Source organism: Streptomyces sp. NBC_00358, assembly GCF_036099295.1.
In the GTDB taxonomy this organism is placed as follows: Bacteria; Actinomycetota; Actinomycetes; order Streptomycetales; family Streptomycetaceae; genus Streptomyces.
The window spans coordinates 4,522,981-4,544,520 of record NZ_CP107976.1 but is presented as its reverse complement, the minus strand read 5'-3'; the positions used below and the strand labels follow the sequence as shown (position 1 = coordinate 4,544,520).

Annotated in this window: 16 protein-coding genes and 1 pseudogene; 8 read left to right on the top strand and 9 right to left on the bottom strand. The window is 71.4% G+C overall.

Annotation, left to right across the window (positions count from 1 at the left end; genetic code table 11):
• Positions 1 to 19: 19 nt before the first annotated feature.
• The 5 genes from OHT01_RS19125 to OHT01_RS19105 all read right to left on the bottom strand — a co-directional run bounded on the left by OHT01_RS19125 (position 20) and on the right by OHT01_RS19105 (position 7,179).
• Complete coding sequence (locus OHT01_RS19125) at positions 20 to 1,903, bottom strand: RICIN domain-containing protein (protein ID WP_328554351.1); 1,884 nt, start codon at positions 1,901 to 1,903, stop codon at positions 20 to 22.
• Positions 1,904 to 1,941: 38 nt separating this feature from the next.
• Complete coding sequence (locus OHT01_RS19120) at positions 1,942 to 2,766, bottom strand: carbohydrate ABC transporter permease (protein ID WP_328554350.1); 825 nt, start codon at positions 2,764 to 2,766, stop codon at positions 1,942 to 1,944.
• Positions 2,760 to 3,650 (bottom strand): carbohydrate ABC transporter permease, encoded by an 891-nt coding sequence (locus tag OHT01_RS19115; RefSeq protein WP_328554349.1) that lies wholly within the window; start codon positions 3,648 to 3,650, stop codon positions 2,760 to 2,762. The genes OHT01_RS19120 and OHT01_RS19115 overlap by 7 nt, the downstream gene beginning before the upstream one ends.
• 299 nt (positions 3,651 to 3,949) lie before the next feature.
• Positions 3,950 to 5,188 (bottom strand): sugar ABC transporter substrate-binding protein, encoded by a 1,239-nt coding sequence (locus tag OHT01_RS19110; RefSeq protein ID WP_328554348.1) that lies wholly within the window; start codon positions 5,186 to 5,188, stop codon positions 3,950 to 3,952.
• A gap of 53 nt (positions 5,189 to 5,241) precedes the next feature.
• The gene (locus tag OHT01_RS19105) at positions 5,242 to 7,179 is read right to left on the bottom strand and encodes a glycoside hydrolase family 127 protein (protein WP_328554347.1); all 1,938 of its coding nucleotides are present in this window, start codon (positions 7,177 to 7,179) and stop codon (positions 5,242 to 5,244) included.
• 339 nt (positions 7,180 to 7,518) lie between these two features.
• Between OHT01_RS19105 and OHT01_RS19100 the strand changes: the two genes are divergently transcribed.
• The 3 genes from OHT01_RS19100 to OHT01_RS19090 all read left to right on the top strand — a co-directional run bounded on the left by OHT01_RS19100 (position 7,519) and on the right by OHT01_RS19090 (position 11,257).
• Positions 7,519 to 8,598 (top strand): LacI family DNA-binding transcriptional regulator, encoded by a 1,080-nt coding sequence (locus tag OHT01_RS19100; protein WP_328554346.1) that lies wholly within the window; start codon positions 7,519 to 7,521, stop codon positions 8,596 to 8,598.
• A gap of 344 nt (positions 8,599 to 8,942) precedes the next feature.
• Complete coding sequence (locus OHT01_RS19095) at positions 8,943 to 10,760, top strand: bifunctional metallophosphatase/5'-nucleotidase (protein WP_328554345.1); 1,818 nt, start codon at positions 8,943 to 8,945, stop codon at positions 10,758 to 10,760.
• Positions 10,761 to 10,966: 206 nt separating this feature from the next.
• Positions 10,967 to 11,257 carry a DUF3303 family protein gene (locus OHT01_RS19090; RefSeq protein ID WP_328554344.1) on the top strand — a complete coding sequence of 97 codons (291 nt, stop codon included), beginning with the start codon at positions 10,967 to 10,969 and terminating at the stop codon, positions 11,255 to 11,257.
• Between the two features lie 73 nt (positions 11,258 to 11,330).
• Here OHT01_RS19090 and OHT01_RS19085 read toward each other — a convergent pair whose 3' ends face one another.
• The 3 genes from OHT01_RS19085 to OHT01_RS19075 all read right to left on the bottom strand — a co-directional run bounded on the left by OHT01_RS19085 (position 11,331) and on the right by OHT01_RS19075 (position 14,413).
• Positions 11,331 to 11,981 carry a hypothetical protein gene (locus OHT01_RS19085; RefSeq protein WP_328554343.1) on the bottom strand — a complete coding sequence of 217 codons (651 nt, stop codon included), beginning with the start codon at positions 11,979 to 11,981 and terminating at the stop codon, positions 11,331 to 11,333.
• Positions 11,982 to 12,190: 209 nt separating this feature from the next.
• Positions 12,191 to 12,886 carry a GntR family transcriptional regulator gene (locus OHT01_RS19080; protein ID WP_328554342.1) on the bottom strand — a complete coding sequence of 232 codons (696 nt, stop codon included), beginning with the start codon at positions 12,884 to 12,886 and terminating at the stop codon, positions 12,191 to 12,193.
• A gap of 171 nt (positions 12,887 to 13,057) precedes the next feature.
• Positions 13,058 to 14,413 (bottom strand): aspartate aminotransferase family protein, encoded by a 1,356-nt coding sequence (locus OHT01_RS19075; protein WP_328554341.1) that lies wholly within the window; start codon positions 14,411 to 14,413, stop codon positions 13,058 to 13,060.
• A gap of 367 nt (positions 14,414 to 14,780) precedes the next feature.
• On the opposite strand from OHT01_RS19075, the gene OHT01_RS19070 reads away from it, so the two are divergent.
• Together OHT01_RS19070 and OHT01_RS19065 are read left to right on the top strand one after the other, a co-directional pair.
• Entirely contained in the window at positions 14,781 to 16,895 is a 2,115-nt protein-coding gene (locus OHT01_RS19070; protein ID WP_328554340.1) for a serine/threonine-protein kinase, read from the top strand.
• Between the two features lie 177 nt (positions 16,896 to 17,072).
• Positions 17,073 to 18,593, top strand: a pseudogene (locus OHT01_RS19065) (substrate-binding domain-containing protein); the annotation flags it as partial.
• Positions 18,594 to 18,669: 76 nt separating this feature from the next.
• Here the strand turns inward: OHT01_RS19065 and OHT01_RS19060 are convergent.
• Positions 18,670 to 19,413 carry an SLATT domain-containing protein gene (locus OHT01_RS19060; RefSeq protein ID WP_328558172.1) on the bottom strand — a complete coding sequence of 248 codons (744 nt, stop codon included), beginning with the start codon at positions 19,411 to 19,413 and terminating at the stop codon, positions 18,670 to 18,672.
• A 301-nt stretch (positions 19,414 to 19,714) separates the two neighbouring features.
• Between OHT01_RS19060 and OHT01_RS19055 the strand changes: the two genes are divergently transcribed.
• The 3 genes from OHT01_RS19055 to OHT01_RS19045 all read left to right on the top strand — a co-directional run bounded on the left by OHT01_RS19055 (position 19,715) and on the right by OHT01_RS19045 (position 21,397).
• A complete protein-coding gene (locus tag OHT01_RS19055) occupies positions 19,715 to 20,059 on the top strand; it encodes a YbaB/EbfC family nucleoid-associated protein (protein WP_328554339.1) in 345 nt (114 codons plus the stop codon).
• A gap of 86 nt (positions 20,060 to 20,145) precedes the next feature.
• A complete protein-coding gene (gene recR, locus OHT01_RS19050; protein WP_328554338.1) occupies positions 20,146 to 20,745 on the top strand; it encodes a recombination mediator RecR in 600 nt (199 codons plus the stop codon).
• A complete protein-coding gene (locus OHT01_RS19045; RefSeq protein WP_328554337.1) occupies positions 20,738 to 21,397 on the top strand; it encodes a DUF5063 domain-containing protein in 660 nt (219 codons plus the stop codon). Before recR ends, OHT01_RS19045 begins: the two co-directional genes overlap by 8 nt.
• Positions 21,398 to 21,540 lie beyond the last annotated feature (143 nt).

Sequence of the window (21,540 nt, the reverse complement as noted above, 5' to 3'; positions counted from 1 at the left end):
CGTACCTGGGGAGCCGGCCTCAGCGCGAGGTCAGTTTCCACAGGTGGTCGGCGGTGCCGTTGTCGTCCCACTGGAGGACCTGGGCGCCGGTGGAGGTGCTCATGCCGTTCACGCCGAGCAGCAGACCGCTGTTGTAGTTGGCGATCTTGTAGTAGCCGTCACCGGCGGGGATCAACTGCCACAGGTGGTCGGCCGTGCCGTTGTCGCCCCAGATCAGCGCCGTGCCGCCGGCCGCCGTGCTCGCGTTCGAGATGCCGAGCAGCAGGCCGCTCGCCTTGCCGGTGATTTTGTAGAGGCCGGAGCCGGCGGAGGAGAGGTTCCACGACGACTGGCCGGCGGCGGTGGAGGACGTGGCCTGGACGACCGCGGTGCCCTGGGCCGTGCCCGCGTTCTGGGTGTCCAGGGCGAGGGCGCTGTTCTTGTTGGTGATCTGGTAGGTCCCGGCGAGCGAGGTGGAGCTGCCGCTCGGGGTGAGGACCAGGTGGTAGCCGTCCGAGGCGTTCATGGCCACGGGCACGGTGACGGACCCGTTCGAGACCGCGTAGTCGGCCTCCGAGATCGTGTACGGGGCCGCCACGGCCGTGGTGCGGCCCTTGGACGGGGTGTACTCCAGCTTGGCGTGCACGGTGCTGCCGAAGGCGGACAGGGAGCCGAGGCCCTTGACCGTCACGGCGGTCGAACCGGTGCCGCCGCCGAAGACGACGCTGATCTGCCGGCCGTCCCCGGTGCGGGACGCGGCCCCGTCGATGCCCGTCTGCGCCGGGGGCGTGGTGGGGACCATGGAACCGGACATGTCGCCGTACCACTTGTAGAGCCAGTACGAGCCGTTGGGCGATCCGCCGGTGTCGGTGAGGGTGTCGCCGAGGGTGCCGTAGTGGTTCCAGAAGGCGAGTTCGGCGTCGTGGACGCCGGCCCGCTCGAACTTGGCGACATAACCGACGAGCGAACCCGGCACACCCGCCTCGGTGGGCGTCCCGTACTCCTCGATGGCGATCGGCCGCGCGGTGATGCCCAGGCCGCTTTCCAGGGAGCGGTACGCGGCGACGTGTGCCGCGATGTCCTGGGAGCCCTGGAGTTCGTGCCAGGCGATGATGTCGGGCACGGTGCCGGCGGCCTTGGCGGCCGTGAGGAACGTGCTCATCCAGCTCTGGTTCCACGCCGAGTGGCTGGGACCCTGGATCGGGGTGGTGGCGTCCTTGGCGCGGACCTCCTTGTAGGTGCGCGTCCAACCCGCCTCGAACGTACCGGCGTTCGTGGTGTCCCAGGTCCAGTCGGGTTCGTTCCACAGCTCGTAGGCGCGGATGTTCGTGGCGGAGGAGGACTTGACCGACGCGATCTGCGTGTCCACGGCCGACAGCCAGTTGCTCCAGCTCACCCACTTGTAGGGGAAGTTCGGATACCAGTCCGGCATGCGGACGACGACCCCGGCGCCGGCCCGCGCCGCCTTGGACGCCACCTTCAGCGCGTCGCCCCCGGGGGCGGGTTCGCCGTTGGGGAGCTGGGAACCGCCCGGTGCCATCTGCACGAAGGTGTTCGGCTTGAGCGGGGTGACCAGACCGTCGGCCGGGGTGCTCGCGTCGGCGAGGCCGTACAGGCTGCCGCTCGCCACGTGGGTGACCGGACGGAGGGTCTGGTCGGCGTTCACCACCAGGGTGGTGGCCGCGGTGGGGGCCGCCTGGGCGGCGGGTGCGGTGAACAGGGCGGCGCCGGAGGCCAGGGAGAACGCCACCAGGGCGGCGAGCGCACGGGCCCGATGGAGTCCGGCGACGACGGCCGGGGAGGTGGCTCCGGCTCTGGTGTCCGGTGCGGGTGCGGGTGCGGTGACGGGTGTGGGTGTGGGTGTGGTGACCGGTGGGGGTGTGAGGACTCGTCGGGTCCGGGCTAAGCGGCTCGTGCGGCTCATGGAGGAGCCTCCTGAAGTGGGGAGCGGGGAACGCCTGCTCAGTCCTTCACCGCGCCCGCGGTCACGCCCGCGGCCACATAACGCTGTGCGAGGACGAGCAGGACAGTGGCGGGGATCGACGCGACGACGGCGGTGGCCATGATCGCGTTCCATTCCTGGTTGTTGTTGCCGATGTAGTGGTAGATGCCGAGGGTGATGGGGCGCATGTCGCCACCGCCGTCGAGGGTGTTGGCGAAGACGAAGTCGGACCAGGCCCACAGGAAGGCGAAGAGCGAGACCGTGACGATCGCGTTGCGGCTCACCGGCAGGACGACGGAGCGGAAGATCCGCCAGGTGCCGGCGCCGTCGATGCGGGCCGCGGAGATGAGCTCGCCGGGGATGCCCGACATGAACGCGGCGAAGATCATGACGCCGAACGGCACGGCGATGGTGGAGTCCGCGATGATCAGGCCCCACCAGGAGTTCAGTATCCCGAGGTCCAGGAAGAACCCGTAGAAGCCCATCGCCATGACGATGCCCGGGATCATCTGGGCCACCAGGAGCGCGAGTCCGAGCGGTCCCGCGCCGGGCGGGCGCAGCTTGGCGAGCGAGTAGCCCGCCGGTGCGGCGAGGACCAGGGTGAGGGCGACGGTCCCGAGGCCGATGAGCAGGCTGGTGCCCAGGTACGGCAACTGGTCGTTCAGGACGGCTCGGTAGCCCTCGAAGGTGGGGTGCAGCGGGATCAGGTCGGGCGGGCTCTTGCGCATGTTCCGCTGCGGGGTGAGGGACACGTTCAGCATCCAGTACACCGGGAAGAGCATGAGCGCGGTGAGGGCGACGCCGAGCACGGTGTGACGGCGCCTGTCCGTACGGGAGTTCACCATTCCTGCCTCCTCTGGACGCGGACGTGCAGCAGCCCGAAGGCGAGGGCGATGACGATGAGGATGTTGCCGACGGCGGCGCCGGGGCCGAACTTGGGCAGCAGGGTGCCGAATCCGAGCTGGTACGACCAGGTCGCCAGGGTGGTCGAGGAGTCGCCGGGGCCGCCCTTGGTCATGATCCAGATCAGGTCGAAGACCTTGAGGGTGTAGACGAGGCCGAGCAGCAGGGTGATCGCCGAGACCGGGCGCAGCAGCGGGAACGTGACGCGGCGGAACTGCTGCCAGGCGTTCGCCCCGTCCAGGGCGGCGGCCTCGTACAGCTCGGCCGGGATGTTCTGGAGGCCGCTGTAGAGGATGACCAGGTTGAAGGGGACGCCGATCCAGATGTTGGCGATGATGACCGAGGCCAGCGCCCAGTGCGGTGAGGTGAGCCAGCCGACGGGCGCGACGCCGATCAGGTGCAGGGCGTAATTGACCACGCCGGACTCGCTGTTGAACATCCAGGACCAGGTCGACGCCGACACGATCAGCGGCAGCAGCCAGGGGATCAGGAACAGGGCCCGCAGGGTGGGGGCGAGCGGGAACCTGCGGTCGAAGAAGACGGCGAGGGCGAGGCCGGCGGCGTACTGCACGGCGATGGACGCGAAGGTGAAGACCGTCGTGTGCCACATGGCCGGGGCGAAGGACGGGTCGTTCAGGACCGTGGAGAAGTTGTCCCAGCCGGAGAAGGGGGCGTCGCCCGCGACGAAGGACCGGACGGTGTAGTCGCGCAGGCTCAGGTCGAGGTTGCGGTAGAGCGGGTAGGCGTAGAAGGCGGCGAGGTACGCGGCCAGCGGGGCCAGGAAGGCGAGCGCGGTCAGCCGGCTTCGGTGGTGGTGGGTGAGCATGCGATGCCTCTGCGGTTTGCCGGGTGCGGGTGCGGGTGCGGGTGCCGGGTGGCGGGTGGCGGGTGCGTTGTGGGGCGGGGTCGTGCCGGTACATCCGCCCGCATCCGAACGGATCTCAGCGGGGTTGCTACGTGTTCGTGGGTGGTGATCCGTCCGGCCTGCGGGCATGTGATGTACCGGCACGGCCCCTCACGCGCGTACCCGGCTGCGGGTGCGGGACCCGGACGGTCACAGCCCCGGCCGGCGAGGCTCCAGGTTCGGGTCGGGTAGGGGCGGCGGGGCGAAACAGTGCTGGTGGGCTAGCCCTTGGAGGCCGCGGTCTGGGCGTCGGACAGGGCCGCGGCGGGACTCTTGGAGCCGGAGAGGGCCGCCTGTACGGCGGTCCACATCGGCTGGGAGATCGTGGGGTACTTGGTGCCCAGGCCGCCGCTGGTGCGGCCGCGCGCCGCCGCCACCGCGGCCACCCACGGCTTGAGCTTCGCGTTCGCCTTGACCTGCTGCGCCTGGACCGCCGCGGTCGGCGCCACATAGGTCAGCGTCGTGTCGCTCGCGAGGAGGTTCTCCGCGCTGGTCAGACAGCCGACGATCTTCTTGGTGGTGTCGTAGCGGCCGGTGTCCTTCTGGACGGGAACGGTGACGAATTCGCCGCCGGTGGGGACCGGTGCCGAACCGCCGTTCTGCGCGGGGATGTTGACGATCCCGTACGGGAATCCGGCCTTCTCGGCGTTGGCGAGCTGCCAGGTGCCGTTCTCGCCGAAGGCGTAGTCCCCGGTGGCGAACTCCTGCCAGCTCGTCGTCTGGGTGTTGTTCAGTACGTCCTTGGGGGCGTATCCCGCGTCGACCCACTGCTTCCACAGGGTGAGGGCCGCCACGCCCTTGGGGGAGTCGAGCCGGGTGAGGTCACCGCCGGCGCCCCAGAACCACGGCAGGAACTGGAAGCTGCCCTCCTCGGTGTTGATCGCCGAGAAGGTGATGCCCTTCTTGCCCGAGGCCTTGATCTTCTTGAGGGCCGCGGTGAGGGAGGGCCAGTCCTTGATGCCGGCCGGGTCGACATGGGCCGCGGACAGGACCTTCTTGTTGTAGTAGAGGGCGAGGGTGTTGGCGCCGATGGGGATGCCGTAGGCCGCGTTGTCGAGGGTGCCCGCGCCGATGATGTTCTTCTGGATCGCGGCCGTGTCGAGGCCGAGGTCGCTCGTTCGGGTGAGGATGCCGGCCTCGACGAGGGTGGAGACGACCGGGTTGTCGACCAGCATCACGTCGGGCGCGTTGCCCTGCTGGGCGGCTAGCAGGGCCTTGTTGCCCAGGTCCGTGGTGTCGTAGGCGGTGCGCTTGACCTTGACCCCGGCCTCGGTGCCGCACGCGGTGACGCGCTTGCCCCAGTCGGAGGAGGCGTCGAACTGCGGGTAGGGGTCCCAGAAGGTGTACGTCGAGGACGACCCGGACGAGGAGGAGCCGGAGCCGCCGCCGCACGCGGTGACGGTGGCGAGGGCACAGGCGGTGGCTATGGCTGCGGTCAGGGTGCGGCGGGTGCTTCTCACGGGGTGACCTCGTTGTCGGGAGACGGGGGGAGAGGTGTGCGCGGGTGCGCGGATCAGGACGTGGGCAGCCAGACGCGCATCGCGCCGTCCTCGCGGTTGGCCCAGGCGTAGTAGGGGATCGCGGTGAGTTCGACCGGGTCCCCGGCCGGGGTCGCCGGGTGACCGGCGGGGCGGTAGGGCCACCAGGAGCCGTCGTCGGGGAGCTCGCGGCGGTGGCCGGCGGCCAGCACGGTGGTGACACCGCCGAGCAGGTCGGGGCGCTGCTTGACGGCGAGCGGGCGGCCGGTGTCGAGGACGATGTCGTCCAGACCGCCGTCCGGGTGGTCCGCCTGTTCCAGGCAGTACACGAGCGGGCCGCGTTCGATCGCCGCGCAGCCGCGTACGGCGTCCACGCGCGGGTCGGCCGCGGTGAGCCGGGCGTCCAGGGCGAGTTCGAGGATCACCCGGTCGCCGGGGGCCCAGGTCCGCTCCAGGCGCAGCCAGCCGTCCCGGACGGGCGCGTTCGTGCCGTCGTAGGTCCGTTCGCCGTCGTGGACGCGGAAGGAGCCGCACCACTGAGGGATGCGGAGGGAGAGGGTCCAGGGGGCGTCGGGCGTCTGCTCGACGGTGAGGGCGACCGTGCCGTGCCAGGGGTAGTCGGTCTCGGCGCGTACGACGACGGGGGCGCCGGCCAGGTCGGCTCGGTACTCGCCGGTGACGTACTGGTGGATCTGGAGACCACCGGCGTCGGTGGACGCGAGGTAGTGCTCCAGGGAGGCCAGCAACCGCATGACGTTGGGCGGGCAGCAGGCGCAGCGGAACCAGCGGGTGCGGCGGGCCGACTGGTCGCCGCCCGGATCGGTGTGGCCGTCGCGGACCTGGAGCGGGTTGACGTACAGCCAGCGCTCGCCGTCCAGGGAGACTCCGGCCAGGAAGCCGTTGTACAGGGTCCGTTCGATCAGGTCGGAGTAGCGGGCCTCGCCGGTGAGCAGGGCCATGCGCCAGCTCCACTGGACGGAGGCGATGGCCGCGCAGGTCTCGCAGTAGGCGCGCTCGTTGGGGAGTTCGTAGGGGTCGCCGAAGTCCTCCTCGTCGTGGTGGGCGCCGAGCCCGCCGGTGAGATGGGTCTTCGCCGCCACCATGGCCTGCCACAACCGCTCGGTGGCCGCGCGGAGTTCGGTGTCGGCGGTCTCGGACGCCAGGTCCGCCGCCGCGGCCAGCAGATACAACTGCCGTACGGCGTGGCCCTCCACGGTGGTCGCCTCGCGCAGCGGGACGCGGTCCTGGCAGTAGGCCTCGCCGCCGAGCAGGCCGTGTCCGTGCCGGTCGACGAAGTACCCGGCCAGGTCGAGGTAGCGGCGTTCGCCTGTCTCGCGGTACAGCTCGACCAGCGCGGTCTCGACCTCGGGGTGGCCGTCGATGCCGTCGATGGGCTTCCCGCTGCCGGGAGCGCCGAAGGCCGAGTCGACGTGGTCGGCGAAACGGCGGGCCACGTCGAGGAGTTCGGGGCGTCCGGTGGTGCGGTGGTGGGCGACGGCCGCCTGGATGAGGTGGCCCGCGCAGTACAACTCGTGGCCCCAGCGCAGATCCTGGTAGCGCTCGCCGTTCTTCCGGAGCTGGAACCAGGTGTTGAGATAGCCGTCGGGCCGCTGGGCGGCGGCCACCAGGGCGATGATCCGGTCCACCTCGGCGGCCAGGTTCCCGGCCGGTTCCTCGGCCAGCCGCCAGGCGGCGGCCTCCAGCCACTTGTAGACGTCGGTGTCGACGAACGGGTACGCGCCCTGGTAAGCGCCCTCGGCCGTGCCCGCGGCCAGCCGCAGGTTGTGCAGGTTGCCCGCCGACTCCAGCAGCTCCGGGCCCTGGGGGATGGACGTGCGCGCGTTGACCTCACGGCGGGTGTGCCAGAAACCGGCGCCGATCGTGACGGGCGCGGGGCGCAGCGCGCCGAGGGCGCCGGGGGTGGGGTGGACGGGTCCCGTGCCGGGGAGGGCGGCGGAGCGTGTGCGGGGCATGGTTCTCCGGTTCTCGTCGGGAGCGCGTTCGACGGGTCGTGCAGTGTTCGGGAACGGGTCGGCAGGGCACTCGGGTACGGGCACGGTGGGGCACTCGGGTACGGCACGACAGGGCACTCGGGTACGGCACGGCGGGCTGCTCGGGAACTTGTTTGCGCAACCGTTTTCCTGCCGGAAAGTAGAGGGGAGTCGGCCCGAGGGGGTCAAGGGGCGTGACGCAGATTTTTCTCCCCTGCTCGGGCTCTGGCCCCTACCCCTGGCCGCTGGCACGATGGGGTCGCTAATGTCGTCGGCGAGGGGCCGTGACGTCCCGGTCGACGCGAAGGAAAAGGATTGCCCGTGACCTCTGCTCCGCGCTCGTCCTCCGCCGGCCGGGCCAAGCTCGCCGATGTCGCCGCCCTCGCGGGGGTCAGTGTGGGCACGGCGTCGAAGGCGCTGAACGGCGGCGGGCGGATGCGGCCCGAGACCCGCCAGCGGGTTCTCGATGCCGTGGAGTCGCTCGGCTTCCGGCCCAACCAGCACGCGCAGAGCCTGCACACCGGGCGCAGTTGGACGGTCGGCCTGATGACGACGGACGGCATCGGCCGCTTCTCCACCCCCGTGCTGCTCGGCGCGGAGGACGCGCTCGGCGCCGGGAAGATCTCCGTACTGCTCTGCGACACCCGGGGCGACTCGATCCGCGAGCAGCACCATCTGCGCAACCTGATGGACCGCAGGGTGGACGGCATCATCGTCACCGGCCGCCGGACGGACCCCCGCCCGCCGCTGGCCGGTGTCGACCCGATCCCGATCGTGTACGCGCTCTCCCCCTCCACCGACCCGGCCGACACCTCCGTCGTCTCCGACGACCGGGGCGGCGCGCGGCTCGCCGTCGAGCATCTGCTGGCCGCGGGCCGCACCCGGATCGCGCATGTCACCGGCCCGGAGCACCACGCGGCGGCCCGCGACCGGGCCCGGCACGCGGTCGAGCACCTGGAGCGCTCCTCGCTGCGACCGGCCACCGGGCGCGTCCACTTCGGCGAGTGGAGCGAGGCGTGGGGGCGCCGGGCCGCCGACGCCGTGCTGCGCACGGCCCCGGACACGGACGCCTTCTTCTGCGGCAACGACCAGATCGCCCGGGGCGTCGCCGACGCGCTGCGCGAGCGGGGTGTGGACGTTCCCGGCGACATCGCCGTCGTCGGCTACGACAACTGGGACACCATGGCGCTGGCCTGCCGCCCGCCGCTCACCACCATCGACATGGACCTCACCGAGATCGGCCGGATCGCCGCGCTGCGCCTCCTGGAGGCCATCGACGCAGACGCAGACGCAGACGCCGACGCAGACGCCGACGCCGACGCCGATGCCGACGACGCGGAGCCGGGGCCCGGGGGTGTCCACACGGTCCCGTGCCGGCTGGTGGTCCGTGAGTCGAGCTGACCGAGGGCTCCGTTCGGGCGTTCGGGCGTTCGGGCCTTCGGGATACGGGTGCCCGGGGAGTTCCGGGCGGGACGGGTCCGCCGGGCGGGCCGGGCGACTGCGGTGAGTGGCTCGGCGGTTGGGCCGGACATCGTGGTCAGCGCGATGTGACAGCGGGGTGAACACGGTTCGAAACCCCGGCTCGTTGTGTACCGGATACCTGGAACTGACCTTTACTTGACCGGGAGATGGGCTTCTCCTGGTTCCCGAGAGGATAGGTGGGCGACCACGCTCTACGCGTGTAGTTCCGCACGGCCCGCACGGCACGTCCCCCTGCCCACGTCACCCCAGTCCCAGGAGTCCGTATGCCCGTCAATCCTCTGAACCGCCGGGATTTCGTGAAGAAGTCGGCCGTCACCGGTGCGGCCGTGGCCGTCGGCGGCGTGGCCGCGGCGGCCCCCGCGCAGGCGGCGCACCGCAAGCCCCCGAAGCCGCCGCGCACCTGGTCGTTCTCGATCCTGGGCACCACCGACCTGCACAGCCACGTCTTCGACTGGGACTACTACACGGACGCGGCGTACAAGGACAGCAAGGGCAACTCGGTCGGCGTCGCGAGGGTCGCGACCCTCGTCAAGCAGCAGCGCGCCGCCAAGGGCGAGGACCACGTCCTGCTCGTCGACGCGGGCGACATCATCCAGGGCACCTCGCTGGCCTACTACTACGCCCGCGTCGACCCCATCGTCGCCGCCGACGGCAAGCGGGGTCCCAAGCACCCCATGGCCATCGCGATGAACGCCATGCGCTACGACGCCGCCGCGCTCGGCAACCACGAGTTCAACTACGGCATCGAGACGCTGCGCAGATTCGAGGAGCAGTGTCACTTTCCGCTGCTCGGCGCCAACGCGCTGGACGCGAAGACCCTGCGCCCGGCCTTCCAGCCGTACACCGTCAAGCGCATCCGCGTCCCCGGCGCCCCGGACATCAAGGTCGGCATCCTCGGCCTGACCAACCCCGGAATCGCCCTGTGGGACAAGGACAACGTCGCCGGGAAGATGGCGTTCACCGGGCTCGTCGAGCAGGCGAAGAAGTACGTCCCGCGGATGCGCGCGCTCGGCTGCGACGTCGTGTTCCTCACCGACCACTCGGGCCTGGACGGGAGTTCGTCGTACGGCGACGAACTCCCGTACGTGGAGAACGCCTCCAACCTCGTCGCCCAGCAGGTCCCCGGCATCGACGCGATCCTCGTGGGCCACACCCACACGGAGGTCTCGTCCTACACGGTCACCAACACCGAGACCGGCAAGGACGTCGTCCTCTCCGAGCCCTACTGCTACGGCATGCGGCTCACCGTCTTCGACTTCGAGCTCGAACTCGTCCGCGGCCAGTGGAAGGTCACCAGCACCAAGGCGCAGACCCTCAACAGCAACACCGTCGAGGAGGACGCCGAGATCACCCGGCTGATCAAGGCCGACCACGACCTGGTGGTGAAGTACGTCAACACGCCCGTCGGCACCTGCACCGCCGACCTCTCGGCGGCGGAGGCGTGCTGGAAGGACGTCCCCGTCATGGACTTCATCCACCAGGTGCAGATGGCTGCCGTCGCGACCGGCCTGTCGACGGCCGACGCGGCCCTGCCGCTCATCTCCGTCGCCGCGCCCTTCAGCCGTACCGCCGACATCCCGCAGGGCGACGTCACCATCCGCGACGTCGCCGGGCTCTACATCTACGACAACACGCTGTACGGCAAGAAGCTGACGGGCGCCCAGCTCAAGGACTACCTGGAGTACGCGGCGAAGTACTACCACCAGGTCCCGTCCGGTACCGCGGTGGACACCGCCACCCTCACCAACGCCAACAGCTTCTGGGACTACATGTACGACACCGCGGCGGGTGTCTCCTACGAGATCGACATCGCGCAGCCGGAGGGGTCGAGGATCAAGAACCTCTCCTACAACGGCACCGCGGTCGCCGCCGACCAGGTCTTCGTCGTCGCCGTCAACAACTACCGCGCCAACGGCGGCAGCGGCTACCCGCACATCGCGGCCGCCGACATCGCCTACAGCTCCACCAACGAGATCCGCCAGCTCATGATCGACTACGTCACGGCCAAGGGCTCGCTGAACCCGGCGGACTTCGCGGTCGCCAACTGGAAGCTGACGCAGGACGGCACGCCGGTCTTCTGATCCGGCGCGCCCGCCTTCCGGCCCGCGCGTTCGCCGCCCGGTCCGGCACGCCCGGCGCTCCCGCCCCACGGTCGACGCGGCCCAGGCCTCACTGGAGAGAGTGACGTCTGGGCCGCCGCGTGAGCACGCCGACGGCGAGGGGAATAGCCTGGAAGCGCACGTTTGTCCGCCTCTGCGTGCGTCGACCGACGGAGAAGGAGAGAGCGATGCGCGTGATGCTCAGGGCGACCATGGACACGGAGAAGGCCAACGAGCTCATCAGTGAGGGAAAGCTTCCGCAGCTGATGCAGGAGACGATGGAGCGGCTCAAGCCGGAAGCGGCCTACTTCACCACCCACGAGGGCAGCCGCGCCTGCTACATGGTCTTCGACCTGCAGGACAGCAGCCAGATCCCGGCGATCGCCGAGCCGTTCTTCATGAGCCTCGGCGCCCGTATCGAGCTCGCGCCCGTCATGAACGCCGAGGATCTGAAGAAGGGCCTGGCCAAGCTGGGCTGACGGCCGGGGCCGCCGTGACCGCCGGGGGCGGCCGGTGCGGGGCCTCCGCTGCCGGGGCCCCGCACCGAGCGGCTCAACTGAAGATGATCATCGAACCCTGCGCGAGACTCCGGGTCGCCGCGGCGTGCAGGCCCAACCAGACGTGGCGTTCGCGGGCGAAGGGGCTGGCGTCGTAGGGGGCCGGAGCGGCGGGCTCCTCCAGCTCCGTCGGGGCGCTCGGGGGCTGCGGTGGCGTCGGCGGATTGGCCGGGTCGATGCCGATCGAGGGGGCCACGAACTCGAGTTCGCGCAGCAGGGCCTGGGAGGAGCCCAGGGGGCCGCCGCCCGCGAGGAGTTCGTCGTTGGCCAGCGGATGCGGGAACTCGACCGGCACGTACGCGCCAGCGTGGTCGTAGTGCCAGACCAGATGCGACTGCTGGGCGTTCGTCTCGAACATCTCCAGCAACTGTTCGTAGTCGCCGCCCAGTTCGTCGACCGGCGCCACCGCGAGTCCGCACATCTGGAGCAGGTACGCGCGGCGCAGGAAGTGCAGCGCGTCGTAGTCGAATCCGGCGACCGGGGCCACGTCACCCGACAGGCCGGGCATGTACGCGTACACCGGCACCGGAGGGAGTCCGGCCTCGGCGAGCACCTTGTCGTAGAGCGCGAGTTCCTCGGCGAAAGGGTTGTCGGGGGTGTGGCACAGCACGTCGACGAGCGGGACCAACCACAGGTCACAGGCCAACAGACGGCTCCTCTTGCTCCTTGGGGTGCAGGGTGGTCAGGGCAGCGTAGTGCGCGTGGCGGTCCTGTGAAGAGGCCGGTACGCAACTGGGGCCCCCGGTTGGCCGGGGTCCGTCCGCCGCTCGGGGGCCGGGCCCCCATCCCCCCGATCGCCGGGAGGGGGCTTCCTCAAACACGGGACCGGGGTCGTCCTGGCCCGGCCCGGGGGTCTCAGGGGGCGTCGAGGCGCTCGATGAGGGCGAGCGCGTGCTCGTTGTACGCCTTCACGATCGCCCGGGCCGTGTCGGCGTCGCGTCGGGCGAGGGCGTCCACCAGTTCGGTGTGGCCGGACCACAGCTGGCCTCTGAGGTCGGAGACCCGGCGCAGATGCTGGACCGTGCAGACCCAGGACTGGACCCGCATCCGGTGCAGGAAGTCGCCGAGGTAGGTGTTGCCGTAGAGGCTGCTGAGCTCGCGCCAGAAGCGCAGGTCGTAGCCGATGAGGATGTTCAGGTCGCCGGCGCTGGCCGCGCGCTGGGCCTCCTCGCCACGGCGCCGGACGGCCGCGAGGGCGGCGAGCGCGCGCGGGTCGTCGGCCTGCTTCATGCCGTCGGCCACGAGTCTTTGGAACATGCCCTCCGTGATCAGGCTGCGCGCCTCGATCATGCCGCGGTAGTCGTCGGCGGAGTACTCGTGCACCCGGAAGCCGCGGTGCTGGTCCGCGTCCAGCAGGCCCTGGGCCGACAGGTCGACCAGGGCCTCGCGGACGGGGGTGGCCGAGACGCCGTACTGCTCGGCGATCTCCTTCACCGTGAACTCCTGGCCCGGCCGGAGACGGCCCCCGAGCACCTCGTCACGGAGCGCGTCCGCGATCTGCTGCCGCAGGGTGCTGCGGGTTACGGCGCCCGTGCCGCCGGTGCCGGCCATGGTGGTGGTCTCACTCCCCGTCGCGTGGGTGGGTGCGCGTGTCTACTCGCGTATCCCTTCGGGCAGGCCACCATACGCCGTGGGGGTCGGCGGGCGGATTCCCCGGCACCCCCGAAGGGGCGAGGGTGACCCGCGCGGCCGACCCCACCGGGGCGAACCCCCGCTACGGCGTCACACGGTGTGCTCGTCCGCCACCGACAGTGCCTCGTCCAGGGCCGCCAGCCCCTCCTTGGCCTCGGCCTCGGTGATGTTGCACGGCGGTACGACGTGGGTGCGGTTCATGTTGATGAAGGGCCACAGACCGCGGGCCTTGGCGGCGGCGCCGAACGCGGCCATCGGCGCGTTCGCCTCGCCCGCCGCGTTGTACGGGACCAGCGGTTCCCGGGTCTCCCGGTCCTTCACCAGTTCCAGCGCCCAGAAGACGCCCGTGCCACGCACCTCGCCGACGCTCGGGTGCCGTTCGGCCAGCTCACGCAGCCCCGGCCCGAGGACGGTCTCGCCGATGGCCGCGGCCTGGTCGACGATCCCCTCCTCCTCCATGACGTTGATCGTCGCGACGGCGGCGGCACAGGCCAGCGGGTGGCCGGAGTAGGTGAGCCCGCCCGGGTAGGGCCGCCTCGCGAAGGTCTCGGCGATGGCGGCGGAGATCGCCACACCGCCCAGCGGCACATAGCCGGAGTTCACACCCTTGGCGAAGGTCATCAGGTCCGGCGTCACCTCGTAGTGGTCGGCGGCGAACCACTTGCCGGTGCGGCCGAACCCGGCCATGACCTCGTCCAGGATGAAGACGATCCCGTAGCGGTCGCAGATCTCCCGCACCCCGGCGAGGTAGCCGGGCGGCGGAGTCATGATGCCCGCGGTGCCCGGGATCGTCTCCAGGATGAGGGCCGCTATGGTCGCGGGCCCCTCGAAGGCGATCGTGTCCTCCAGGTGCTGGAGCGCGCGCTCGCACTCCTGCCGCTCGCTGTCGGAGTGGAAGGGGCTGCGGTACAGGTAGGGCGCCCAGAAGTGGACGACACCGGCGGCGCCGCTGTCGTTGGGCCAGCGCCGCGGGTCACCGGTGAGGTTGATCGCCGTGGAGGTGGCGCCGTGGTACGAGCGGTAGGCGGAGAGCACCTTGGGACGGCCGGTGTGCAGCCGGGCCATCCGCGTGGCGTTCTCGACGGCCTCCGCGCCGCCGTTGGTGAAGAAGATCTTGTCCAGGTCGCCGGGGGTCCGCTCGGCGATCAGCCGGGCCGCTTCGGAACGCGCCTCGACGGCGAAGGCGGGCGCGAACGTGGTCAGGGTCGCGGCCTGCTCCTGGATCGCGGCGACGACCTTCGGGTGCTGGTACCCGATGTTGGTGAACACGAGCCCACTGGTGAAGTCCAGATACCGCTTGCCTTCGTAGTCCCAGAAGTACGACCCCTCCGCGCCGGCGACGGCGAGCGGGTCGATGAGCTCCTGCGCGGACCAGGAGTGGAACACGTGCGCGCGGTCCGCGGCCTTCACGGCGGCGCCGGTCTGGGGGTTGGGCTGAGGGGTCATGCGGCGAAGCGTAAATGTCCACGGACCGGGCGCGGTATCGGCGTCCTGTCTGCGGTCCGGGGCTTTCCGCGACAGTCTGTCGGGCTTGGCCGGGGCGACGCGTCGGCACCGGCCCCCGCAGCGCCCGCGTCCGTGCTCGTTGCCGTGCCCGCGCTGCCCGCGTCCGTGCTCGTTCCCGCGCCCGCGCCTGCGCCGTGTCCGGCCGTGTCCGGCGGGCCTTCCCGGCGACGCCCCGGCGGCGGACGTCGGGCCCGTTACCAAAACGGCACCAGTCGTGACGGAACCGGGGACACTGCCCCGCCCGCCTCCCCGTACGGCGCACTATCCTCGGTCTGTTGCACACATATGGGGGAAGGTGGGCACTGCCATGGAGAAGCTGGGGGCGGGGGATCCGCAGCAGATCGGGGCGTACCGACTGCTGGCGCGACTCGGTGCCGGAGGGATGGGACACGTCTATCTCGCGCGGTCCGACCGGGGGCGTACGGTCGCCGTCAAGCTCGTCCGTCCGGAACTGGCCGAGCAGGAGGAGTTCCGGGCCCGCTTCCGCCAGGAGGTGCAGGCCGCGCGCCGGGTCGGCGGGCTGTGGACCGCGCCCGTGCTGGACGCCGACACCGAGGCCGGGATCCCCTGGGTGGCCACGGGCTATGTCGCGGGGCCCTCGCTCCAGGCCGTCGTCGGGCGCGACCACGGTGCCCTGCCCGAGCGTTCCGTGCGCATCCTCGCCGCGGGCCTCGCGCACGCGCTGCAGGACATCCACGCCGCGAGCCTCATCCACCGCGACCTCAAGCCCTCGAACATCCTCGTCACCATCGACGGTCCCCGCGTCATCGACTTCGGCATCGCACGGGCCCTGGAGACGGTGACCGACGGCGGCCTGACCCACACCGGGGCGCTCGTCGGCTCTCCCGGTTTCATGGCCCCCGAGCAGGTGCGCGGCGACCGGGTCACGCCCGCCTGCGACATCTTCTGCCTCGGCTCCGTCCTGTCGTACGCGGCCACCGGAACCCTTCCGTTCGGGGCGGCCAACAGCGGTGTGCACGCCATGATGTTCCGCATCGCGCAGGAGGACCCCGACCTGACGGGCGTCCCCGAGGGCCTCGCCGACCTGGTGCGCGACTGTCTGCGCAAGGACCCCGAGGCCCGGCCCGGTCTCGACGAGATCCTGGAACGCACGGGCGCGGAGGACACCGTCTCGCAGGGGCGCACCCTCGACCCCTGGCTGCCCGGCTCGCTGGTGGCCCAACTCGGGCGCCACGCAGTGCGGTTGCTCGACACGGAGAACCCCGACGACGGACCGGCGCAGCTCCCGGCCGGCGCTCCGGCGCTCGGTGCCGCTCCCGCGATGCCGGCCCTGCCACCGGCAGCCCCGGCGCCGACCGCCACCCCGGACTTCTCCAAGCCGCCGTCCGCCGCGCCCGCCGCGCCCCCCTCGTCCTCGTCCTCCGCTTCCTCGTCCTCCGCCTCCTCCTCGACTCCCTCCGCTTCCTCCTCCGCGCCCGCCGCGTCCGCCGAGGCCTCGCCGGAGCACGCTCCCGCCCCGTCCGAGGAGGGCGCCACCCCGCCGCCTCCCGGGCAGCCCGGCCCCGTGAACCATCTCCCCACGATGGTCGCGGGCCCGGGTGCGACGCCTCCTCCGGCCGCGCCGGCCGGACCGCATCCCGCGTACGGGTATCCGCAGCAGCACCCGCAGTCCCCCGGCCAAGGGTCTGCCCACCCGGCCTACGGCTACCCGCAGGCCGGCTGGGGCTCGCCCCAGACGCCGTACGGCTCGACACCGCCGTACGGTCCGGGGGTCGCCGGGGTCCCGTACGGACCCGGCGGCGCGACCCCGCCGTACGGGCCGACCCCGGCGTACGGCCCGACGCCGCCGTACGGTCCCGGGACCGCCCCGCTCGGACCGGAGCCCCCGCGCAGGAGCGGCCGGTCCACCGCCCTCCTCGTCGTCGTGGCCCTGGTCGTCGCGCTCGGGGCGGGCGGCAGCGTGTACGCGCTGCTGAAGGGCGGCGCGGGCGGAGGCGGCCAGGACGATCCCAAGGCGTCCACCCCGGCCTCCGGGGAGACGGCGCCGGGGCAGAGCGCGTCGCAGACGCCGACCGTCGATTCGGGTTCGCCGAGCACCGGGGCGACGCAGGGCGGCACCGTCCCGGAGGCCTTCCTCGGCACCTGGGACGCCGCCATCGACAACTCCACCGGCCACCACACCCGCAGGATGACCATCCAGCAGGGCGGCGTCGGCGACACGGTGCTGACGGTCACCGCGGACGGCAGCAACTACCACTGTGTCTTCCAGGCCGCCCTCTCGACGGATCCGGGGCCCGGCGGGCCGCTGGAGATCGGCCCCTCCCAGGTCACCGTCGGTGAACCGCCGTCCTGCAAGCCGGGTGACGCCTCCGAGATCGCGCTCCTGCCGGACGGCCGGCTGCGGCGGGCGAAGACCGGCTCGGCAGCCGAGGCCGAGCTGACCTACACGAAGAGCGGCTGACCCCGGGACCGCCGAGGGGACCCCGCCCGGGGTCCGCGGGCAGCCGCCGCGGACCCCCGGTGAACGCGCCGGCCGCCGTGCCGACGGGGGCCTGCCGAAGTTCACCTCCCGTATGTGGGCTGTTTCCGGCCGGAGCCGTACGGTGACCGCACCGCAGTGCTCGGGGGAGTGGCTCACGTGGAGTGGCTGAGCGCAGAGAACGTCGTGGCCGTCGGAACCGCCGTCATCGGCGTCGTCTCCTCCGCCGTGATGGTCTGGTACGAACGCAGGGTGCCGCGCCGCAAGAGGGTCGGCTATCGGGTCCAGATGGACAATCCCATCGGCGACGACGTCCGCTCGGGTCGCGCGAACGTCCGGCTCGGGCTGTTCGACGAGGTGCCCGGCATGTCCGACGCGACCCTCGTGCTGCTGCGGATCGAGAACGACGGCTCGCAGAGCATCGCCGGGGACGACTACACGAGCCGTGAACGGCACGGTCTGACCGCGGTGTTCACCGACCGCACCATCCGCGGGGTGTCCGTGACCCAGCCTCCCGGCACCGACCATCTGATGGACCACTTCACCCCGGCCGCCGGTCTCGGCTACGAGAACGGCACCCTGCGCATTCCGCGGGTCCCGCTGAACCGGGGCGAGCACTTCAAGCTGCTCGTGCTGCTGTCGGGCGGCGACGTGGGATGTCCGATACGGATCGTCGGCGGCATCCGGGACGGCGAGGTCCGGCCCAACCGCAGTACGACCCCGGACGACCAGCCGCCGCTGTTCAGCCGCGCGGCCCGGCTGATCACCGTGCTGCTGACGGCGTGCGTCGTCACGCTCGCCCTGATCGTCGTCCTGCGTGACGGCACCCCGCCGCCGATCGGCTGCGAGCGGGGCACGCTGACCGTCACCGGTTCCACCGCCTTCGAGCCCGTGATGCGCGAACTGGCCGGGAAGTACGAGCACGACTGCGCGGGCTCGACGATCACGGTGGACGCGCACGGCAGCACGGCCGGCATGCGCGAGCTCGACGCGGCGGGGCAGGCGTCGAAGAAGGGGTCACCGGCCCTCGTCGCCCTCTCCGACGGCCCCAAGCCGGGCGACCTGCCGCAGTTGCGGGAGAACCGGATCGCGGTGTCGGTCTTCGCGCTGGTCGTCAACGACGCCGTCCCGGTCAGGAACCTGTCCTCGGCCGACGTACGACGTCTGTACCGCGGCGAGATCAGGAACTGGAAGCAGCTCGGCGGACCCGACCGGCCGGTCCTGCTCGTCAGCCGGGACGCCAACTCCGGTACCCGGCAGGTGTTCCAGCGCCGGGTGCTCGGGCGCGGCGAGATCGCCAACTCCTCGCTGGACTGTGTCCACAAGGACGACGCGACGGCACCGGTCGTGCGCTGCGAACTCGACTCCACCGAGCAGGTGCTGAACACGGTCGCGAGGCTCCCCGGCGCGATCGGCTACAGCGAACTCAACGACGCCACCGGCCACAAGGGCCTGCACCGGATCAGCCTCGACGGGCACACCGCCTCCGTCGAGGACCTGGAGCGCGGCACCTCGGACTACCCGTACCGCGAGATCGAGTACGCCTACACCTACGGACAGCCGCCCGCCGACTCGCTCGCCTCCAGTTTCCTCTCCTACATCGGCCGGGGCAGCGGCCAGGACGTCATCCGCACCCACGGCCATCTGCCGTGCGGGACGCCGGTCGGGCTGAGGATCTGCGGCGCCCCGGCACGCGGCGCCCCGGCACGCGGCGCCCCGGCACGCGGCGCCCCCGGCATGCGGCGGCGCGGGACCGCTACCGGGGCTCCGGCGGGCGTTGGCGGGGCATGTTCGGGCGGGTGCCCGGAGGCAGGGGCACGCGTCCGTTCAGGGGCGGGCCGTCGGGCCGGGGGGCTCCGGCCGACGACGACTGGATCCCCAGCGGCGCCGGTCCCGTGCGGAACTCCACCATCCAGTCCGCCGTCTCGGTGCGCACCAGTTCCGTCACGTCCTCCGAGAACCTCCGCAGCACCCCCAGGCACCGGTCCGCCGCCTCGCTCGCCGTTCCGTCCGCGGGGCCGAGGACCTCCCGGACGCTCTCGGACGCCCAGTCGAACTGAAGTGCCTGAAGCCGCCGCTGCACGGCCTGTGCGGTGGCCACGTCGCGCATCCATCCGGAGGTCACTCCGAAGTACCGGTCGACGGCGACGCAGGAGACCGCGAGCAGCAGTGCCAGGTATCCCCACGGAGCCGCCCCGCTCACCGACCCCGTCAGGTCGAGCAGCGGCAGCGCTGCCCCGGCGACGGCTCCGAGGGAGACCCCGCACCGCAGCAGCCGCGCGCACCACCGCTTCCACACCCGGTCGGACAGGTACCAGGCGGCCGTGTCGAGTGCCCCCCGCTCCACCCACCGGTAGAGCTCGTGGAGCCGCTCGGCGGGTTCCCCCCAGTCGCCGAGCGGGAACGGCCGACCGCCCAGGTCGCCCGGCCGCAGCCCCGCCGCGCCCTCGCTCCGCCCGTCCTGGGGCGGCCCCTCCGGCTGCATCTCCGGCTGACTCACCCGGCACTCCCTTGTTGACGACTGGTGATGACGGACGACGATGACGACGGTGACGAAATGGACACTGCGTGACGTCATGTGACGCGTGGTGCAATTGCGCCGCCCCCTTCCTACCGCCCAATGGGTGGCGATGGACCGGGTTTACCGGCTTTTCCGCCTGGAAGAGGGTCTTGATCAGGTATAAGCGCTGCGACGGTGTCACTCGAAAGAGTGCTTGGGCGACCGGCCCGTCGACCACGTAGGCTCGTGCTGGACAGGAAAAAAGCGTCCGGACAGCCGTACTCGAAACCAGGAGCTGATCGTGATTCCCGGTGGTGGCCAGCCCAATATGCAGCAGTTGTTGCAGCAGGCCCAGAAGATGCAGCAGGACCTGGCGAACGCGCAGGAGGAGCTGGCGCGCACGGAGGTCGGGGGCCAGTCGGGCGGCGGCCTGGTGAAGGCGACCGTGACGGGCTCCGGAGAGCTCCGCGGCCTGGTGATCGACCCGAAGGCGGTCGACCCCGAGGACACCGAGACGCTCGCCGACCTGATCGTCGCGGCGGTCCAGGCGGCGAACGAGAACGCGCAGGCGCTCCAGCAGCGGACGCTCGGCCCGCTCACCCAGGGGCTCGGCGGCGGCAGCGGCATCCCCGGTCTGCCCTTCTAAGACCGGTGGCGGCCAACTACCGTACGCACCAGGAAGAAACGTAGGACGCGACCAGGCGGTACCAGGACACTCGGAAAGGCAGTCCGTTGTACGAAGGCGTTGTTCAGGACCTCATCGACGAACTGGGGCGGCTCCCCGGCGTCGGTCCCAAGAGCGCGCAGCGGATCGCCTTCCACATCCTCCAGGCGGAGCCGACGGACGTCCGTCGGCTCGCGCAGACCCTCCTGGAGGTCAAGGCGAAGGTCCGCTTCTGCGCGACCTGCGGCAACGTGGCGCAGGAGGAGCTGTGCAACATCTGCCGCGACCCGCGCCGCGACCTCTCGGTGATCTGTGTGGTGGAGGAGCCGAAGGACGTCGTCGCGGTCGAGCGGACGCGTGAGTTCCGGGGCAAGTACCACGTGCTCGGCGGCGCGATCAGCCCGATCGAGGGCGTCGGCCCGGACGACCTGCGGATCAGGGAACTGCTGGCCCGTCTCGCCGACGGCGCGGTCACCGAGCTCATCCTGGCCACGGACCCGAACCTGGAGGGCGAGGCCACGGCCACGTATCTCGCCCGCATGATCAAGCCCATGGGCCTCAAGGTCACCCGCCTGGCCAGCGGCCTCCCGGTGGGCGGCGACCTGGAATACGCGGACGAGGTCACGCTCGGCCGCGCCTTCGAGGGGAGACGACTTCTAGATGTCTGACGCCACGCTGCACGCGACCAGCCCGGACCCCGACGACTTCGTGGTCCAGATCGCGGACCAGGTAGAGAGCTTCCTGGTCGCCGTCACCGAGGTGGCCAAGGGCGACGAGCCGGACTCGGCCGTGCCCTTCCTCCTCCTGGAGGTCTCCCAACTCCTCCTGGCCGGCGGCCGTCTCGGCGCGCACGAGGACATCGTCCCCGACGAGCGCTACGAGCCCGACCTCGGCCCGGAGGGGGATGTGGACGAACTCCGCGAGCGTCTCGCGGTGATGCTGGAGCCGATCGACGTCTACTCCGAGGTCTTCGACCCCTACGAGCCCCGCAAGGCCCCCGTCCCGGCCCGTATCTCCGACGACCTGGCCGACGTCATGGCGGACCTGCGCCACGGCATGGCCCACTACCGGGCGGGCCGCACCACGGAAGCCCTGTGGTGGTGGCAGTTCTCCTACTTCTCCAACTGGGGCTCCACCGCCTCCGCGACCCTGCGTGCCCTGCAGTCCGTGGTGGCCCACGTCCGGCTGAACCAGCCCCTGGAGGAGCTCGACGGCCTCGACACCGACCAGGAGATCGGCGAGGAGGCCCTCGCGGAGGAGGCCGGCAAGGTGATGGCGGAGGAGATCGCCGGGCCGCTCGGCCTGCGCACCGTCAAGTAGCCGCCCGCCCCGGTCATCGGTGGTCCGACCGCTCCGCGGTGTGACTCGGGGCACTTTCGGAGTGGCGGGGCTCCGGCACGGGCAGGTGCCGTCTCGGAGCGGCCGGAGGTCCCTTACCGACCTGACAGCCCGGAGTGATCACG

Excerpts from the sequence above, each read along its gene's own strand:
- OHT01_RS19125 (WP_328554351.1), bottom strand. The coding sequence starts at position 1,903 with ATGAGCCGCACGAGCCGCTTAGCCCGGACCCGACGAGTCCTCACACCC.
- OHT01_RS19120 (WP_328554350.1), bottom strand. The coding sequence starts at position 2,766 with ATGGTGAACTCCCGTACGGACAGGCGCCGTCACACCGTGCTCGGCGTC.
- OHT01_RS19115 (WP_328554349.1), bottom strand. The coding sequence starts at position 3,650 with ATGCTCACCCACCACCACCGAAGCCGGCTGACCGCGCTCGCCTTCCTG.
- OHT01_RS19105 (WP_328554347.1), bottom strand. The coding sequence starts at position 7,179 with ATGCCCCGCACACGCTCCGCCGCCCTCCCCGGCACGGGACCCGTCCAC.
- OHT01_RS19095 (WP_328554345.1), top strand. The coding sequence starts at position 8,943 with ATGCCCGTCAATCCTCTGAACCGCCGGGATTTCGTGAAGAAGTCGGCC.
- OHT01_RS19090 (WP_328554344.1), top strand. The coding sequence starts at position 10,967 with ATGCGCGTGATGCTCAGGGCGACCATGGACACGGAGAAGGCCAACGAG.
- OHT01_RS19080 (WP_328554342.1), bottom strand. The coding sequence starts at position 12,886 with ATGGCCGGCACCGGCGGCACGGGCGCCGTAACCCGCAGCACCCTGCGG.
- OHT01_RS19075 (WP_328554341.1), bottom strand. The coding sequence starts at position 14,413 with ATGACCCCTCAGCCCAACCCCCAGACCGGCGCCGCCGTGAAGGCCGCG.
- OHT01_RS19070 (WP_328554340.1), top strand. The coding sequence starts at position 14,781 with ATGGAGAAGCTGGGGGCGGGGGATCCGCAGCAGATCGGGGCGTACCGA.
- OHT01_RS19045 (WP_328554337.1), top strand. The coding sequence starts at position 20,738 with ATGTCTGACGCCACGCTGCACGCGACCAGCCCGGACCCCGACGACTTC.